The organism is Janthinobacterium sp. GW821-FHT03C08 (genome assembly GCF_059420905.1).
This window is the reverse complement of the sequence record NZ_JBWKUP010000011.1, coordinates 202665-218907: the sequence shown is the minus strand read 5'-3', so window position 1 is coordinate 218907 and position 16243 is coordinate 202665. Positions and strand designations below refer to the sequence as shown.

Below are 16243 nucleotides of genomic sequence, written 5' to 3'. Positions count from 1 at the left end.
TTGGAATCAAGAAACTTTAACCAATTGTTCATTTTTAGTTGTCTATACAACTTTATCTTAAACGCTATATTTTTAGAAACAAAAAAAGCCCCGTTGCGGGGGCTTTTGGACGGTGCGCGGCAGGCATGCGCCGCGGCCGGTATGCTCCCCCCTGCAAGCCGGGAAGCCAAGAATTCAAGTGAAGCAGGCCGGTAGGCCGGATTTTGTTACGGCGCCTTCCTTGCGGTCGGCGCTATGACAGTCATTCCTCTAGGCGCCAGATTACTCGGGCGCTCAAGCTTTCTACCCGCACGCTCCGCGAGCAGCATCATCGCGTGCCTATTTGAAATTGCACCAGGTGGAGGTTACCGCGTTTCACCGTAACTTAATACGCTCGTCTCTGTGGCCCTATTCCTCGCCTTATACCTTGCGGCTTTCAGCGGACGGCCGTTAACCGTCACCCCGCTCTATGGAGTCCGGACCTTCCTCCCGCCAGCGCATTGCTGCACCGGCCAGCGACTGTCTGGCCTGCTTCACCCGCCATTGTACCGCGCCGCAGCATGTTTCTGCAAAAGGCCCGTGCGGGCGCGGCACCGCGTGCCGGAGGCCCTCGCTCGCCGCCGCCCCGGGGGATTGTGTAATTCGGTGTCGCCATTTCAAAAGCCGGGCCAAATCGGCTCACATAGAATGACGCAAGCTGCGCGCATCCCGATGCGGCGCATGCGCTCCGTTTGCCCGATTTTTCTTTGCCATTCAACTAGAACATAAAGAGCCGAACATGACGCAACAACCCCGTACCGGCGGCCAGATCCTGGTCGATGCCCTGCAGATCCACGGTGTCGACACCGCCTTTGGCGTGCCTGGCGAAAGCTACCTCGACGTGCTCGACGCCCTGCACGACTCGGGCATCCGCTTCATCATCAACCGCCAGGAGGGCGGCGCCGCCTTCATGGCCGAAGCCTACGGCAAGCTGACCGGCAAGCCGGGCATCTGCTTCGTCACGCGGGGACCGGGCGCCACCAACGCCTCGATCGGCGTGCACACGGCCTATCAGGATTCCACGCCGATGATCCTGTTCATCGGCCAGGTGGGCAATGATTTCGTCGACCGCGAAGCATTCCAGGAAATCGACTACCGCCGCATGTACGGCCAGATGGCCAAGTGGGTGGCGCAGATCGACCGCGCCGAGCGCATCCCGGAATACCTGGCGCGCGCCTTCCAGGTGGCCACCAGCGGCCGCCCTGGCCCCGTCGTGCTGGCCTTGCCGGAAGACATGCTCATCTCGCTGGCCACGGTGGCCGACACGCGCGCCTACCAAGCCGTGCAGGCGGCGCCATCCGACGCGCAACTGCAGCAGCTGCGCAGCATGCTGGCCGCGGCGCAACGCCCGCTGGTGTTGCTCGGTGGCACCACCTGGACGCCGCAGGCATGCGCCGACCTGCAGCAGTTCGCGGAAACGAATCACTTGCCCGTCGCCTGCGCCTTCCGCTTCCAGGACTTGCTCGACAATGCCCACCCTAACTACATCGGCGACGTGGGCATCGGCATCAATCCGAAACTGGCCGCGCGCGTCAAGGAGGCCGACCTGGTCATCGCCATCGGCCCGCGCTTGGGCGAAATGACGACGGGCGGCTACACCCTGTTCGACTCGCCCGTGCCGCGCCAGCGCCTCGTGCACATCCACACGGATGCCGAAGAGCTGGGCAGCGTCTACCAGGCCGAGCTGATGATCAACAGCGGCATGCCGCAGGCGTGCGCCATGCTGGCCGCCATGGCTCCCGTCGACGCTTCCGCATGGAAACACACGCCGGCCGCCGCCAGGGCCGAGCTGGTCGCCTATCAGGGGCAGCCGCCCATCTTCCAGGATGGCCAGGCGCCGCTGGACCTGTGGCAGGTGACGCAGGACATTATGGCGCAGGCACCAGCCGACACCATCCTGACGAACGGCGCCGGCAATTACGCCTCGTGGGCGCACCGTTTTTATCGCTACGGCGGCATGCGCACGCAGCTGGCGCCGACGAATGGCGCCATGGGCTATGGCGTGCCGTCCGGCGTGGCGGCGAAGATCGTGCACCCGGAGCGCACCGTGATCACCTTTGCCGGCGACGGCGAATACATGATGAATGGCCAGGAACTGGCCACTGCCGTGCAATACCAGGCGGGCGTGGTCATCATCGTCTTCAACAACCAGATGTTCGGCACCATCCGCATGCACCAGGAGCGCGACTACCCGGGCCGCGTGTCGGGCACGACCCTGCACAACCCGGACTTTGCGGCACTGGCGCAAGCGTATGGCGCCCACGGCGAAGTGGTGAATGCGACGCAAGAGTTCGCTCCCGCCCTGCAGCGCGCCCTGGCGCACGCGAAAACGCACAACTTGCCGGCCTTGATCGAGCTGCGCTATGACGGCAACCTGATCACGCCGAACGCGACGCTGGCCACCATCCGCGCGACGGCGGAAAAGGCGCAGGCGGCAAAGTAGGCCCGCGTCCAGGCGAGAAAATGCAAAGGCCCGGTCGAGACCGGGCCTTTTTCATGTCACGACAACAACATTGACTACGCGGCGGGCGTCTCGGCGCCATCCTGCGCGGGCACCGGCGCGGGCGCCTCTGGCATGGGCGGACATGGGGTGCACGTCTTCAAGGGGCGGCCGAAGTCACGCACGCGGCTCAGTTTCATGGGCATGCGCACATTGCCGCCGCAGTAATCGCCTTCCAGCGTCAGGGTTTGCCCGTCTTTGGAAAACTTGCCGACGATGGTGCGCTCTTCGTTGTCGGCGCCGGCGATGGTGAAGTCGAAGGCGCCCGTGGCCGCGTCCAGGTTGACGTCGTTGGCCACGATGGGCCAGCTCAGGGCCCCAGCCGTGAATTCATAGATGACGGAATCGGCCTCGGCAAAGCGGTGCAGGGTCACGCGCTGACCGCCGATCTCGCCGCTGTCCTTCTGCAGGCACAGGTCCGAATACACGGCCACGCCATAGCGCTCCAGGCCGGCAGGCTTCTTGCCCTTGGCGGCGGCAATGGCGGCGCCCGTGGCGCCGGCGAGCAGCAGCGCGGCCAGCATGGCAGCCAGGCGCGGCGATTTCAATGAATTCATGGCATTCCTTTACTTTAGTAACGGCAACATTATAACTGGCGCGCCCACGCAAAAACGCGCCGCCAGGACTAGCCTGGAGACGCGTTTCTTTGCTTTAAGACATCCCCGGAGGGATGCCTGCAGCGGTACTAAGCTTCGCTTGCGCGAATATTAGAACGAGTGACGAACGCCAACGTTGAAGGCTTTGTCGCCCGTACCGACGTTGCTGTTGTTGCCAACAGTGTAGCCAGCGAAGTTTTTGTTCTTGATCTTGGCGTACGAAGCGTAGGTGCTCGTGCGCTTCGACAGAGCGTAGGAGTAACCCAGTGCCCATTGATCAGCATCAGCGTTAGCCGAAGTTTTGTCGTTCGTGCGGATGAACGAAGCCATTACGGTGCCAGCTGGGCCGACAGGTACGGTTGCGCCAACCAGGATGTTGTTGCTGTCGGTGCTAGCAGCTGCCGAGGTGTAGTTGAAGGCGTTGACGGTGCCGTTGTTACGGTTAGCACTGTTGTTGCCTTTGTTCACGCCGTAAGCGATGTAGCCTTTAGCAACTGCGAAGTCGTAGTTAGCTGCAGCCAACCAGTTGCTGCCGCTACCTTGTTCGATGGTCGCGGTGTCGTTGCTGGTGTTGTTGTAAGCCAGACGTGCGTTCAGAGGACCGTTCGAGTAGCCAGCCGACGCGCCGATTTTGCGGCCGATTTTGTTCGAATCAGCGTTTTCGCCGAAGGTGTAAGCCACGTCAGCGTCAAAGCCGTTGAAGTTTGGCGAGGTGTACAGCACGGTGTTGCTGGTGCGGGTGTTCGATGGGAACAAGTTCTTAGCGGAACCAGCGTAGCCAGCTGCGAATGGATCAGCAACTTTCGACAGGGTGTTGTACCAAGGGGTGTATTGACGACCCAGGGTCAGGGTACCGGTCGTTTTGCTGCTCAGACCAACGTAAGCTTGACGGTTGAACAAGGTGCCCGAAACGTCTTGCTGACCGTTGTCAACGCTGAAGCCCGATTCCAGAACGAACAGAGCCGACAGGCCGCTGCCCAGATCTTCGGTGCCTTTGAAGCCCAGACGCGATGCCGAAGCAATGCCGCTGTCCAGTTTGTTGACGTTGCCGTTAACACCGCCGCGCTCGCTGACGAAACCAGCGTCAACGGTACCGTAGATAACAACGCTCGATTGAGCTTGGGCTACGCCAGTGGCTGCTGCCAGGACTGCCAGGGTGATCAGAGTTTTTTTCATTGCAATTTCCTTTAATTTTTGAAGCAAAAAGTAATACAGCCTATGCATCTCGAGCTGCGCTCTAACAGAGCGCTTTTTATGAGTGAGGGCAAGGTCTCCACCTGCCACATTGCTGTTCCGGTCAGGGGAACAGTCATATCGGTATCGGCACGCTATTGCACCGATAAGCTTGAAGGCTGCATGACGACCGTATTTTCGTGCGCCGGTTCGGTGCTCAAAGGGCACCGGAAGCGGCACTATAACGACCGTTTCACATTCCATCAAGTTCCAACATGTTACTTCCGGTACCAGGCCGAGGGCTTTTTCAGGCATCCCGACCATCGCCAACCGTACTACGCGACAGAGCCAGTGCCCCTTGCCAACCAATGCATTGGCCTGATTGACCATTCCATCATAGCGCATGCCTTGTGGACACCCGTTGTATTAGTGCAACAGTATCAGGCGCATGATTAAAACATCAACATGCTTCACCCATCATTCACCGTTCACGACTTACGCGACAAAGCGCACAGTTTGTAAGGTGATAATGGATAAACGGGACGAAGCATACACCGCATCGCCAATGTTTGCTGCGCAGCGCCCAAAAACGGGATATTCGGCGCCCTGTTTTGGTGCGTTGCCGCATTATTCAGGGGCGTAGGGCCGAATTTCGAGGTCGATGGCGGCGGCAGGAAAATAGCCAGAGTAACAATGGAATTACTGACTCATCGGTAATTTAAATTGCTCACATAGAAATGTTTTCCATGTTTTTTGCTGCCATTTCCCGCCCCCGGTTCGGCACCGCCGGGGACGACTCTTGCTTGCAAATTCCGCATCAATTGAAACAATTTCTTACAATGTTGTTTTCTCAATATGTGGATATATCTGTGTCAAAAAAACGACATATTGATCAAAATCAAGTTTATCCTTGGTCAATTTCTCAATCTTTTCTTTTTCTTTTGCTCATTTTTTGCTTAAAAGCATGTAATACGGCCACTAGCGGCGCCCTGCGCGCTTGAGCAGGCGCATGAAACCGCCCAGCAGCGGCAGCTTTTCATACAATTCCTCGGCCACATCCCAGTAATCGCGGTGCTCGGCCACCCTTCCCTGCGCATCGAAGCGCACGTGCGTGGCGCCACGGATGCATTGTTCGCCAGCCACCCGCCGCTTCATGCGGAAACGAAACTCCCACGTCAGGAAGGCTTGCCCGCCCTGCGCCATGCTGTCGAGCACGATGAAACGGGGCGCATCGACTTGCACGAACATGTGCTCGAAGATGGCCAGGATGGCGGCATGGCCCTGCACCTCGTTGAACGGGTCCTTGAAGCGGGCATCCGGCGCGTATACGGCCCCCAGTTGGGCCAGGCTTTCCAGGCTCATGTGCTCATAGAATGCCACCAGGCGCGCCAGCGCGCCCTCCACGTCCGTCATCGGCGGCATGCCGCTTGCTCCCTTCATAGTCCCGTCACCTTGCGGATCAGCCAGAAATAGGCGCGGTACGGCAAGAGCCGCGCCAGCCGCAGGAAATTCGTAAAGCGCCTGGGAAAGTGGATGTGAAACTGTCCCCGCTCGATGCCGTCGAGCATGGCCGCAGCCGCGTCCTGCGCCGTCATCAGGGCCGGCATGGTGAAATCGTTGCCGGCCGTGAGCGGCGTGTCGACAAATCCCGGGTTGATTTGATACACATCAATCCCGCGTGGATGCAGGTCCAGGTACAGCGACTCCGTCAGGTTGATCAGCGCCGCCTTGCTGGCGCCATACGCGAGCGCCTTCGGCAAGCCGCCGTAGCCGGCCACCGAGGCGACGATGCCGATGCCGCCGCTGCCCTGGCGCAGCAGCCATGGCAGGGCCTGCTCCAGGCAGTTGAAGACGCCGCCCACGTTCAGGGCCAGCAAGCCCTGCGCCCCTTCCAGGTCGAAAGCGTCGGCGCGCATGGCCTGGTAGCCGCCGGCCACCACGAGGATCAGGTCGATATGCGGCCACTGCCGCGCCAGTTCCCCGCACGCGGCCCGCACCTGCGCATGCTGGGTGATGTCGAGCGGCAAGGCCAGCGCCAGCGGCTGCCCCTCGCACAGCCGCTCCAGGCTGGCGCGGTGGCGGGCCGACAGGGCCACGCTGGCGCCCTGCTGCAGCAGCAAGGTGGCGCAGGCGGCGCCGATGCCGCTGGACGCGCCGATGATCCACACGCGCCTGCCGGCCCAGCTGCCGATCTTGCGGTTCATGGCGCCACCTGCGCGCGCTTGCTGAACGACAGGGTCACGGCGCCCAGGCTGACGCCGAACTTGCTCATGGCGGCGCGGTTGAGCATGACCTTGTCATCCATCAGGAACATCCAGTCCTCGAAATCGACGTGGTAGACCGTGCCATCGACGGGCAGCGCCAGCACATACTGCCAGCGCAAGGCATTGCCCGCCACCTCGCCGACGGCTTCCCCGATCACGTCGGGCGCCGTGCCGATGAAGCGCCCAGGCGCCGTCTTGCGCAAGGTCCACACGCGGCGCTGGCGGCTGCCGTCGGCATAGGTGAAGTCCTCGTCCAGAGTGCCCGTATCGCCCTGCCAGCTGGCCCGCATCAGCACCGTGAAACGCCGCACGACCTTGCCGGCGCGGTCCTGGAAGATGCCGTGCGCGTCCAGCGTGCCATTGAAGTACTGCTGCAAGTCGAGTGTCGGTGTTTCCTGCGCGTAGGTGGCCGGCGTGGGCGGCGTGGCGCAGGCACCCAGCGCCAGCAGCAGGAGCGCCGCACCCATGCGGCGTGGATAAAAAGTCATGAGGCGCATGCGTGCTTCTCCCGGTGAGCGCTATATATATGTTGCAGGGGGGCGCGCCACAGCAGCAGGGCCGCCAGCAGTTTCAGGGCGCACGGCAGCAAGGCATAGGCGGCGGACAGGGCCGGCAAGCCCTGGCTGCTCCCCGGCACATAGCCGAGCCAGGCCAGCCAAGGCAAGGCGAGGCCGGCCGCGAATGCCAGGCTCATCTGCACGCCCCAGTTCCACCAGCCGAAATACGCCGCCTCGTGGCGGCCCGCATGGCCGGCCGCGCCGATCAGGCCCGCCAGCAGCGCGGGCGGCAAGGCCAGGTCGGCGCCCAGCGCCAGGCCCGACAGCAGGCAGATGGCCGCAAACCCGCCGGCGGCCCCTGCGCCAAGGCCATACGCCCAGACGAACACGCAGGCGGCCAACAGCATGGCGCCACCCCAGGCGCGCGCCTCGCCAAAGCGGCGCGCCAGGGCCACCCAGGCGGGCATGGAAGCGGCCGCCGCGCAAAAATACAGGATCAGGAACGGCCCCGCATAGTGTCCCAATTGCAAGTAATCCGTGGCAAAGAACAGGAACAGGGTGGCCGGTATGGCGGCCGCCACGCCGTTGACGAGCAGCACGGCAAACAGCCAGCGGAACGGGCGCTGGCGAAACGGCGCGCGCCAGCCGCCAGGGGCATGGGCCTGGGCGGCGCCATGCGCGGCCGGGCGCGGGGCGCGCGCCAGCAGCAGGGCGCCCGCTGCCAGCAGGCAGACGGCAAAGGCCAGCGACAAGCCTTCATAGCCCAGCAGCGATGTCAGGCCCGCCGCCAGGATCACGCCCGCCAGGCCGCACGCCTCGCGCACGGCCGTCACGCGGGCGCGCAGCCCCCGCGCCTGGGTGAGCGCGGCGCCCCAGCTCTGATGGGCGATGCTGGCCAGGCCGTAGGCGGTGTAGACGAGCAGCAAGGAGGCCAGGAACCACGCCAGGGTGGCGGCCTCGGACAGGACGGGCGGATGAAACAGGGCGCCAAAGCCCAGCAGCAGCAAGGGCAGCGCTGCGCCGATGCAGGCGGCATAGGCGCCAGTGCCGCGCGCCATCCACGCGCCGATGGCCGGATCGATGAAGGCGGCGGCGATGCGGGCCGCCAGCAGCACGGCGCCGATCTGCGCCAGGCCCAGGCTGCTGCGCTGCGCATAGAATGGCGCCACATATATATAGATGGGCAGCGCCAGCATGGCCAGCGGCAGGCCGAACAGGCCGTAGTTGAACAGGGCTGGCAAGCCCAGCGCGCTGGCCGGCGGCGTCATGGCAGCGGCGCCGCGCCCTGCAGCAGCGCCGTGCGCAGCTTCGGTGCCGTCGACTCGGGCGATAGCCAGATGGCGAAGAAGGCGCGCGCGAACTCGCCATCGGGCACGTCGGCCAGGACGTTGCCATCGAGATAAAAACGCACGCCGGGCGCGATGCCGGCCCGGTAGGCGCCCGCGATGCGCTGCCCTTGCCGGACGTCGGGAAAGATGCGCTGCATGGTATCGCGCCAGGCCAGGCGCTGCGGCGGCGTGCCCACGCCCAGCTTTTGCATCTGCTCATAGCTTGCTTCAGCGATCTTCCTGCCGTCGAGCGCGCGCGCATAGCGCAATTCCAGCACGAACGGCGCCGTGGCGGACGCCGCGCCCTGGTAGCCTTGCGGCCCCACCCACAATTGCGCCTGATAAATACGCATGCCGAACCAGGTGTACTCGCCTTCGCCCGCCAGGCGGGCTTCGGGCACGTCCGCCGCGACAAAGGCCGGCGGGGCGGCCAGGGCGGCGAGCGTGGTCAACGACAGCACCGCGGCGGCTAGCAGCTGGCGCATGGTCACTCCTTGATCAGCGTAAATTGCATCACATCCGTGTTGTGCGCCTGGAAGGCGGCCTCGCAGTACGCCAGGTAAAACTCCCAGGTCAGCAGGAAACGCCCGTCGAAGCCCTGCTTTTCCAGCGCCACGCGCTGGGCCAGGAAACTGGCGCGCCACTGGCGCAGGGTTTCCGCGTAATCGAGGCCGAAGCTGAAGGCGTCTTCCACGCGCAGGCCCTGGGCTTCGGCGGCGCGGCGAAATTCGGCCGGCGATGGCAGCATGCCGCCCGGGAAGATGTACTGTTGAATAAAATCCGTGCTCTTGCTGTAGCGCTCGAACAGCTCGTCGGCGATGACGATGGTCTGGATGCAGGCGCGCCCGCCCTGCTTCAGGTTGCGCGCCACGCAGTCGAAATAGCCGGGCCAGTAGCTTTGGCCCACGGCCTCGAACATCTCGATCGAGGCGATGGCATCATACTGGCCGGTGCTGTCGCGGTAATCGCACAGCTGCAAGTCGGCCTGCGCCGCCAGCCCCGCCGCCTGCAGGCGCTGGCGCGCATACGCCAGCTGCTCGGTGGACAGGGTCAGGCCCGTCACGTGGGCGCCGTAGCTGCGCGCCGCCGTTTCTGCAAAGCCGCCCCAGCCGCAGCCGATTTCCAGCACGCGGGCGCCCGGCGGCAGCCGCAGCTGGTCCGCGATGCGGCGGTATTTCGCCTCCTGCGCCGCCTCCAGGCTGGCGCCTTCGGAAAACAGGGCGCTGGAATACGTCATCGACGGGTCCAGCCACAGCTGATAGAAGGCGTTGCCGATGTCGTAATGGGCGTGGATATTCTTCCGGCTGCCGGCGCGCGAATTGCGATTGAGCAAATGCCGGACCTTGTAGACGAGATTGCCCCACCAGTTGCCGTAGATCAAGGATTCGACCTGGGCGCGGTTGCGTATCATCAACTCGATCAGGCCCGGCAAATTGTCCGTGCGCCAGTCGCCCGCGATGAAGGTCTCCGCAAAACCGATGTCGCCCGAGCGCAGCACGGCCGGGCACAGGCGCCAGTTGTGCAAGTCCAGGGTGACGGGATGGCCGCCATCGCCATACAGCAGGACGCTGCCATCGGGCGTGCGCAGGCGCAGGGCACCCCATTGCAGCTTGTCGAGCAGGCGCAGGATCACGCGCGCGGACGCGGGCGCGTCCAGGTGCGCGTGGTCATGGCACGCGCTGCGTGCATGCAGGCCGGTCGGCAGGGAATCGGAGCTCATCGGGACACCTTTTCTTGTGGGGGAAGGGGTTTGCTGAAAAACGGCACGCGGCGCAGCCACAGGCGCAAGGCTTGCCAATGGATGCGGGCCATCACGCCCAGGGTCATCAGGGGATAGCGCAGCAGGGCGTGCGCGATGGCGGCGTCGCGCAGGGGCCGCGCCGTGCCGGACAGGCTCGTGCGTAGCAGCGGACCGTCCAGGTCGTCGTAATCGACCCGCGCCAGGTGGCGCTCACCGCCCTGTTCGCTGTTGCGCAGGAAGCGGAAGCGGTACTGCCCTTCCACCTTGCAAAATGGCGAGACGTGGAAAATCTTGCTGGCGCGCAATTCACTGCCATACGCGATGGGGCCGCCCTGGTCGAGCAGGTACAGGTGGCGCTCGCCAAAGGTATTGCGCACATCACACAGCACGGCGCGCAGCGCCCCGTCGGCACGGTGGCAAAACCAGAAACTGACGGGATTGAAGACATAGCCGAACATGCGCGGCATGGTCTGCAGCCAGATTTCCCCTGCCGCATCGTCCACGCCATGCTGGCGCAGCAAGCCATCGATCCACGCCAGCAGCGGCGTCGTGCCGTCGCCATGGTCGCTGTCGCGGAAAGACAGCACGTTGACGCCGTTGCGCGAGATCAAACGGGCAGGGAAATCCTGCAGCCCCATGCTGCGCAGGGGCAGGCGCAGGTAAAACATGCCATAGCTGAAGGCGTGCGGGCGGGGCCGCAGGCGCGCATGGCGCACCAGCCCCAGGCACAGCTGCGGCTGCGGCGCCGTGGGCGGGCCGGCATCACGCGGCATGATAGCGCTCCGCCGCCGCCATGCCGTTCAAGACCGCGGCCACGGCCAGGCCCGACTTCAAGCCGTCTTCATGGAAGCCGTAGCCAGTCCAGGCGCCGGCGAACCACGTGTGCTGCGTGCCCTGGAAGCCGGCCAGGCGCGCCTGGGCGGCGATGGCGGCCCCGTCGAACACGGGGTGGGCATAGGAAAACTCGTCGAGGATGGTCGCCGGGTCCGGTTCGTCGAGGGGATTGAGCGACACGAGGACGGGGGTGCTGAACGGCAAGGGTTGCAACTGGTTCAGCAAATAATGCACGCACACTTGCGGCGCCTCGCCGTCCTGCGCCGCGCGGCCCTGGTAATTCCAGGCCGACCAGGCCTTGCGGCGCTGCGGCAGGCAGGCAGCGTCCGTGTGCAGCACGGCCCGGTTGGGCTGGTAGCGCACGGCTTCGAGCACTTGCCGCTCCTCGTCGCGCAAATCGGCCAGCAGGGCCAGCGACTGGTCGCTGTGGCAGGCCAGCACGACATGGTCGGCATGCTCGACGCCGGCCGCCGTGTGCAGCTCGACCATGCGCGCTCCGCCCTGCGGCTGGCGCCGCACGGCCAGCACGGGACAGGCCAGGCGCTGCTGCGGGATACCTGCCAGCAATTTCTCCACGTACACACGCGAGCCGCCCCGCACCGTGCGCCACTGTGGCCGGTCATTGACCTGCAGCAAACCGTGGTTGTGGCAGAAGCGGATGAAGGTGGCGAGAGGAAAGGCCAGCATCTGGCGCGCCGGGCACGACCAGATGCAGGCAGCCATCGGCAACAGATACCAGTGGCGAAATTCCTCGCCATAGCCGTGCAGGTCGAGAAACTCGCCCAGCGACTGGGCCGGCGCCGGCACGGCGGCCATGGCCAGGGCGCTGGCCTGGCGGTTGAAGCGCAGGATGTCGCGCAGCATGCGCAAGAAGGCGGGGCGCAGCAGGTTGCTGCGCTGGGTAAACACGGTATCGAAATTGGCGCCCGCCCATTCCAGCACGCGGGCATCGGGCGACGTTCCCATGGGCATCTTCACGGAAAACGACATGTCGCTGTCGGCCGCTTCGACACCGAGTTCATCGAACAGCTGCACCAGATTCGGATAGGTGGCGTGGTTAAACACGAGAAAACCCGTGTCGACGCCATGCGTGACGCCATCGAGCGTGACATCCACCGTGTGGCTGTGGCCGCCGAAATAATCGCCCGCCTCATACAGGGTGACATCCTGGCCCGCCTGCGCCAGGCGATACGCACACGACAATCCTGCAATTCCCGCACCGACGACCGCAATTTTCATGAGTACACCTGTATTGAGTTTGTCCTGGACAAAACGAGCATCACGGATAATCGATGAAATACTGATTCATGTCAATGATTGCTCCCTTGCCGTTCACAAACTTATACGCCGGCCATTTCCAATCGGATTCAGCTATTTGGTCCGGGGCGACGGAAGGCGTAAAATGCATGCCACGTTCTTCCGCAAGCGAGCAAAGCCACCCTGGTATGGATACTGACCTGCAACCTACTTCCGCCTTCAGCATCAGCGATGTCGAACGCGACACCGGGCTGGCCAAGGAAACCTTGCGTGTCTGGGAACGGCGCTACGCCTTTCCCCAGCCGCAGCGCGACGCCTTTGGCGAACGCTGCTATCCAGCCGAGCAGGTGCAAAAACTGCGCATGGTCAAGCACCTGCTGGACCTGGGCTTTCGCCCGGGTAAAATCATGCAGCACAGCACCCTCCAGCTGCAGCAGCTGGCCAGTGCGGGCAGCGCGGCGCCGTCCTCGCCACAACCGCAACTGGCGCACTACCTGGCCCTGTGCCGCGGCCACCAGATGGCGGAATTGGGCGACGCCCTGCGCCAGGCGCTGGCCGTGCTGGGTCTGAAATCGTTCACCATCGACGTCATCGCCCCCCTCACCGGCATGGTGGGCGAGGCGTGGGCCTGCGGCGAGCTGGCCGTGTACGAGGAACACCTGTATAGCGAAACCCTGCAGACGGTGATGCGCCACGCGATTTTTTCATTGCCGCAGCAAAGCAGCCCCAGCACGCGTACGCCGCGCATCGTCCTCAGCACCCTGCCGCAGGAACGCCATGGCCTGGGCCTGCTGATGGCCGAGGCGCTGTGCGCAGCGGCCGGCGCGCACTGCATGTCGCTGGGCGTGGAAACCCCGCTGACGGACATCGTCGCGGCCGCGCGCGCGCAGCGGGCCGATATCGTGGCGCTGTCGTTTTCCAGCGCCAGCAAGCAAAGGCAGACGCGCGACAGCCTGCAGCAGCTGCATGCAAGCTTGCCTCCAAGCATGGAATTGTGGGCCGGCGGACGCAGCCCCGCCCTGTCGCGCCGCCCGCCACCCTTCCTGCACGTGCTGGACTTGCGGCAAGTCGAGGAAAGCATCGCCGACTGGCGCCGCCGCCATCAGATGGATGCCCTGCAAACCCATTAAACGCGAGGGAACTGCGGCGATCTCCGTGGATACCCGCGCAATGTTGCCAATCGAACAGTAAAGCATGAAGCGCCGGGCGCGCTCTGGTAGAATAGCCGGATCAACAGTGTCCGGCGCCGCCGGGCCTAAGGTCAGCACCCGCCACCACACATCCATGTTTAGTTTCTTCAAGAAAAAACCCGTCGCCCCCGAGGCCGCGCCAGCCGAGCCCCTCGTCCCTCCCGCCGCCACGCCGCCTGCCGCGCCAGCATCCGCTGCACCGGCCGCGCCATTGACTGGCGCGCCGGCCGAAGTCGTGCCCGTGATCGTGGCCGCCGAACCCGAGAAAAGATCGTGGATGACGCGCCTGAAGGCGGGCCTCTCCAAAACCTCGAACACCCTGTCCGTGCTGTTCGTCGGCGCGAAGATCGACGAGGCCCTGTACGAGGAGCTGGAAGCGGCGCTGCTGATGTCCGACGCGGGCATCGACGCCACCGAGTTCCTGCTCACGGAACTGAAGAAAAAGGTCAAGGAAGACAAGTTGCTCGACGCCGCCGCCGTCAAGGCCGCCCTGAAAGTGCTGCTCATCGACCTCTTGCTACCGCTGGAAAAGCGCTTCGAGCTGGGCCGCCACAAGCCGCTGGTGATGATGATTTCCGGCGTGAATGGCGCCGGCAAGACCACCACCATCGGCAAGCTGGCCAAGCACATGCAGTCGAACAAGCAGTCCGTGCTGCTGGCCGCCGGCGACACCTTCCGCGCCGCCGCGCGCGAGCAGCTGATGGTGTGGGGCGAGCGCAACAACGTCACCGTGATTTCCCAGGAATCGGGCGACCCGGCCGCCGTGGCCTACGACTCGGTGCAGTCGGCCAAGGCGCGCGGCATCGACGTGGTCATGGTCGACACGGCGGGCCGCCTGCCGACGCAGTTGCACCTGATGGAAGAATTGAAGAAAATCAAGCGCGTGATCGGCAAGGGCATGGATGGCGCGCCGCATGAAACCCTGCTCGTCATCGACGGCAACACGGGCCAGAACGCCTTGACCCAGGTCAAGGCCTTCGACGATGCCCTGCAGCTGAGCGGCCTGGTGATCACCAAGCTGGACGGCACCGCCAAGGGCGGCGTGCTGGCGGCGATTGCCCGCGTGCGCCCCGTGCCCGTGTATTTCATCGGCATCGGTGAGAAAATTGAAGACTTGCAGCCCTTCGTGGCTGCCGAATTTGTCGAAGCGCTGCTCGGATAAGCCCCTACATGATTGAATTTCAGCACGTCTCCAAGCAATACACCTCCGACGCAGTGGCGCTCAGCGACATTTCGCTGAATATTGCCAAGGGCGAGCTGGTCTTCCTGGCCGGCCCGTCCGGCGCCGGCAAATCCACCTTGCTGAAAATGATCGCCGCCATGGAACGCCCCACGTCGGGCAAGCTGATCGTCAATGGGCAGGACATGGCCAAGCTCAAGCCGGCCGGCGTGCCCTTCCTGCGCCGCAACATGGGCCTGATCTTCCAGCAGCAGAAACTGCTCAACGACCGCTCCATCCTGGCCAACGTCATGCTGCCGCTGCTGGTGGTCGGCGCGCATAAAGTGGCCGCCGAGCAGCGCGCGCGCGCCGCGCTGGACAAGGTGGGCCTGCTCGACCGCGCCCTCGCGCGCCCGCTGTCGCTGTCGGGCGGCGAGCAGCAGCGCGTGTCGATCGCGCGCGCCATCGTCAACCGGCCGCAGATCATCCTGGCCGACGAACCGACGGCCAATCTGGACCGCGCCAGCGCCGACAAGGTGCTCGATGCCCTGAAGGCCTTCCATTCCGTGGGCGTGACCTGCCTTATTTCCAGCCATGACGAACAGATGCTCGACGCCGCCGCCCGCGTGATCCACCTGAAGAACGGCCAGCTGGTCGCCATCGACAAGGCCACGCAGGCGCCCGTGTTCGCCCCGCCCGACCCCGATTTCGCGCCCGGCGTGGATGATGGCGAAGGAGAACGCGCATGAGGGGCTGGTTCCGTCAACACCGCTTCGCGCTCGGTTCGGCGCTGATCCACCTGCGCAAGTCGCCGGGCGGCTTTTTATTGAACGTCGTCGTCGTCGCCATCGCCCTGTCGCTGCCGTTCGCCGGCTTGACCATGCTCGACAATGTGCGCCCCATGTCGGAACAGATGTCGGTCGACCCGGAAATCAGCGTCTTCCTGAAGATCGACACGCCGCGCGAGCAGGCCGTGGCGCTGGCTGGCGAGATGCGCAAGATCGTGCACGACCAGAAGGCGAAGATCGTCTTCATCCCGCGCGAACAGGCGCTCGACACCCTGAAGAACAAGAACGGCCTGGCCGACGTGCTCAGCACCCTGGGCGACAATCCCCTGCCCGACAGCTATGTGCTGAAACTCGATGCCTTCAACAGCGCCAGCGAAGCGCAGGACGTCGATGCGGTGGCGGAACAGCTGCGCCACCTGCCCGGCGTGGAATCGGCGCAAGTCGATTCGGCCTGGGTCAAGCGCCTGGCGGCCCTGCTGGGCGTGCTGCGCCTGGTGCTGCTATTGCTGGCCATTACCCTGGGCGTGGCCGTCATCGCCGTGGTCTTCAATACCATCCGCCTGCAGGTGATGCAGCAGCGCGATGAAATCAGCATCTCGAAACTGATCGGCGCCACCGACACTTTCATCCACCGCCCCTTCTATTACACGGGCGCCCTGCTGGGCCTGTGCGCGGGCGCGCTGGCCCTCGGTGCCGTGGCGCTGGCCTTGCAGCCGCTCAATACCGCGATCGCCGAGTTTGCCCGCCTGTATGCATCTGAATTCCAGCTGGTGCCGCTGGCGCCCCTGCCGATGGCTGGCTTGCTGGCCCTGAGCGCCGGCCTGGGCCTGATCGGCGCCTTCCTCTGCGTGCAGCGCCACCTGGCGCGCCTGAACTGACCTTCCCTCCCATGGCGGCG

Annotated in this window: 15 protein-coding genes and 1 other RNA gene; 5 read left to right on the top strand and 11 right to left on the bottom strand. The window is 64.3% G+C overall.

What is annotated here, in order from left to right; translation table 11 throughout:
• Positions 1 to 176: 176 nt before the first annotated feature.
• Positions 177 to 514: RNase P RNA component class A (rnpB, locus tag AC07VL_RS17780), an RNA gene on the bottom strand.
• Positions 515 to 757: 243 nt separating this feature from the next.
• On the opposite strand from rnpB, the gene AC07VL_RS17775 reads away from it, so the two are divergent.
• A complete protein-coding gene (locus tag AC07VL_RS17775) occupies positions 758 to 2461 on the top strand; it encodes a thiamine pyrophosphate-binding protein (protein ID WP_494807002.1) in 1704 nt (567 codons plus the stop codon).
• Between the two features lie 74 nt (positions 2462 to 2535).
• Here the strand turns inward: AC07VL_RS17775 and AC07VL_RS17770 are convergent, their stop codons facing one another.
• The 10 genes from AC07VL_RS17770 to AC07VL_RS17725 form a co-directional block, all read right to left on the bottom strand.
• A complete protein-coding gene (locus AC07VL_RS17770; RefSeq protein ID WP_494807001.1) occupies positions 2536 to 3075 on the bottom strand; it encodes a hypothetical protein in 540 nt (179 codons plus the stop codon).
• Positions 3076 to 3225: 150 nt separating this feature from the next.
• Positions 3226 to 4290 (bottom strand): porin, encoded by a 1065-nt coding sequence (locus AC07VL_RS17765; protein WP_290601273.1) that lies wholly within the window; start codon positions 4288 to 4290, stop codon positions 3226 to 3228.
• Between the two features lie 975 nt (positions 4291 to 5265).
• Positions 5266 to 5727: a nuclear transport factor 2 family protein gene (locus AC07VL_RS17760; protein WP_494807000.1), complete on the bottom strand. Its 462-nt coding sequence runs from the start codon at positions 5725 to 5727 to the stop codon at positions 5266 to 5268.
• A complete protein-coding gene (locus tag AC07VL_RS17755; RefSeq protein WP_494806999.1) occupies positions 5724 to 6491 on the bottom strand; it encodes an SDR family NAD(P)-dependent oxidoreductase in 768 nt (255 codons plus the stop codon). Before AC07VL_RS17755 ends, AC07VL_RS17760 begins: the two co-directional genes overlap by 4 nt.
• Positions 6488 to 7048, bottom strand: a complete 561-nt coding sequence (locus tag AC07VL_RS17750; protein ID WP_494806998.1) for a DUF3833 domain-containing protein — start codon at positions 7046 to 7048, stop codon at positions 6488 to 6490. The genes AC07VL_RS17755 and AC07VL_RS17750 overlap by 4 nt, the downstream gene beginning before the upstream one ends.
• A complete protein-coding gene (locus AC07VL_RS17745; RefSeq protein WP_494806997.1) occupies positions 7036 to 8316 on the bottom strand; it encodes an MFS transporter in 1281 nt (426 codons plus the stop codon). Before AC07VL_RS17745 ends, AC07VL_RS17750 begins: the two co-directional genes overlap by 13 nt.
• Positions 8313 to 8861 (bottom strand): chalcone isomerase family protein, encoded by a 549-nt coding sequence (locus AC07VL_RS17740; protein ID WP_494806996.1) that lies wholly within the window; start codon positions 8859 to 8861, stop codon positions 8313 to 8315. The genes AC07VL_RS17745 and AC07VL_RS17740 overlap by 4 nt, the downstream gene beginning before the upstream one ends.
• Positions 8862 to 8863: 2 nt before the next feature.
• Entirely contained in the window at positions 8864 to 10096 is a 1233-nt protein-coding gene (locus tag AC07VL_RS17735; RefSeq protein WP_494806995.1) for a class I SAM-dependent methyltransferase, read from the bottom strand.
• Positions 10093 to 10890 (bottom strand): DUF1365 domain-containing protein, encoded by a 798-nt coding sequence (locus tag AC07VL_RS17730; RefSeq protein WP_494806994.1) that lies wholly within the window; start codon positions 10888 to 10890, stop codon positions 10093 to 10095. The genes AC07VL_RS17735 and AC07VL_RS17730 overlap by 4 nt, the downstream gene beginning before the upstream one ends.
• Positions 10880 to 12190: an NAD(P)/FAD-dependent oxidoreductase gene (locus AC07VL_RS17725; protein WP_494806993.1), complete on the bottom strand. Its 1311-nt coding sequence runs from the start codon at positions 12188 to 12190 to the stop codon at positions 10880 to 10882. The genes AC07VL_RS17730 and AC07VL_RS17725 overlap by 11 nt, the downstream gene beginning before the upstream one ends.
• 167 nt (positions 12191 to 12357) lie before the next feature.
• On the opposite strand from AC07VL_RS17725, the gene AC07VL_RS17720 reads away from it, so the two are divergent.
• The 4 genes from AC07VL_RS17720 to ftsX all read left to right on the top strand — a co-directional run bounded on the left by AC07VL_RS17720 (position 12358) and on the right by ftsX (position 16223).
• Complete coding sequence (locus AC07VL_RS17720) at positions 12358 to 13338, top strand: MerR family transcriptional regulator (RefSeq protein ID WP_494806992.1); 981 nt, start codon at positions 12358 to 12360, stop codon at positions 13336 to 13338.
• Positions 13339 to 13492: 154 nt separating this feature from the next.
• On the top strand, positions 13493 to 14560 hold the full coding sequence (gene ftsY / locus AC07VL_RS17715; RefSeq protein WP_494806991.1) for a signal recognition particle-docking protein FtsY: 1068 nt from the start codon (positions 13493 to 13495) through the stop codon (positions 14558 to 14560).
• An 8-nt stretch (positions 14561 to 14568) separates the two neighbouring features.
• Entirely contained in the window at positions 14569 to 15306 is a 738-nt protein-coding gene (locus AC07VL_RS17710) for a cell division ATP-binding protein FtsE (RefSeq protein WP_494806990.1), read from the top strand.
• Positions 15303 to 16223 carry a permease-like cell division protein FtsX gene (gene ftsX / locus AC07VL_RS17705; protein ID WP_290601183.1) on the top strand — a complete coding sequence of 307 codons (921 nt, stop codon included), beginning with the start codon at positions 15303 to 15305 and terminating at the stop codon, positions 16221 to 16223. The genes AC07VL_RS17710 and ftsX overlap by 4 nt, the downstream gene beginning before the upstream one ends.
• Positions 16224 to 16243: the final 20 nt, after the last annotated feature.

What these genes read in the sequence shown, in the direction of transcription:
- AC07VL_RS17775 (WP_494807002.1), top strand. Translation starts at nt 758, where the DNA reads ATGACGCAACAACCCCGTACCGGCGGCCAGATCCTGGTCGATGCCCTG.
- AC07VL_RS17720 (WP_494806992.1), top strand. Translation starts at nt 12,358, where the DNA reads ATGCCACGTTCTTCCGCAAGCGAGCAAAGCCACCCTGGTATGGATACT.
- AC07VL_RS17740 (WP_494806996.1), bottom strand. Translation starts at nt 8,861, where the DNA reads ATGCGCCAGCTGCTAGCCGCCGCGGTGCTGTCGTTGACCACGCTCGCC.
- AC07VL_RS17745 (WP_494806997.1), bottom strand. Translation starts at nt 8,316, where the DNA reads ATGACGCCGCCGGCCAGCGCGCTGGGCTTGCCAGCCCTGTTCAACTAC.
- AC07VL_RS17765 (WP_290601273.1), bottom strand. Translation starts at nt 4,290, where the DNA reads ATGAAAAAAACTCTGATCACCCTGGCAGTCCTGGCAGCAGCCACTGGC.
- AC07VL_RS17760 (WP_494807000.1), bottom strand. Translation starts at nt 5,727, where the DNA reads ATGAAGGGAGCAAGCGGCATGCCGCCGATGACGGACGTGGAGGGCGCG.
- AC07VL_RS17770 (WP_494807001.1), bottom strand. Translation starts at nt 3,075, where the DNA reads ATGAATTCATTGAAATCGCCGCGCCTGGCTGCCATGCTGGCCGCGCTG.
- ftsY (WP_494806991.1), top strand. Translation starts at nt 13,493, where the DNA reads ATGTTTAGTTTCTTCAAGAAAAAACCCGTCGCCCCCGAGGCCGCGCCA.
- AC07VL_RS17750 (WP_494806998.1), bottom strand. Translation starts at nt 7,048, where the DNA reads ATGCGCCTCATGACTTTTTATCCACGCCGCATGGGTGCGGCGCTCCTG.
- AC07VL_RS17730 (WP_494806994.1), bottom strand. Translation starts at nt 10,890, where the DNA reads ATGCCGCGTGATGCCGGCCCGCCCACGGCGCCGCAGCCGCAGCTGTGC.
- AC07VL_RS17735 (WP_494806995.1), bottom strand. Translation starts at nt 10,096, where the DNA reads ATGAGCTCCGATTCCCTGCCGACCGGCCTGCATGCACGCAGCGCGTGC.
- AC07VL_RS17710 (WP_494806990.1), top strand. Translation starts at nt 14,569, where the DNA reads ATGATTGAATTTCAGCACGTCTCCAAGCAATACACCTCCGACGCAGTG.
- AC07VL_RS17725 (WP_494806993.1), bottom strand. Translation starts at nt 12,190, where the DNA reads ATGAAAATTGCGGTCGTCGGTGCGGGAATTGCAGGATTGTCGTGTGCG.
- AC07VL_RS17755 (WP_494806999.1), bottom strand. Translation starts at nt 6,491, where the DNA reads ATGAACCGCAAGATCGGCAGCTGGGCCGGCAGGCGCGTGTGGATCATC.
- ftsX (WP_290601183.1), top strand. Translation starts at nt 15,303, where the DNA reads ATGAGGGGCTGGTTCCGTCAACACCGCTTCGCGCTCGGTTCGGCGCTG.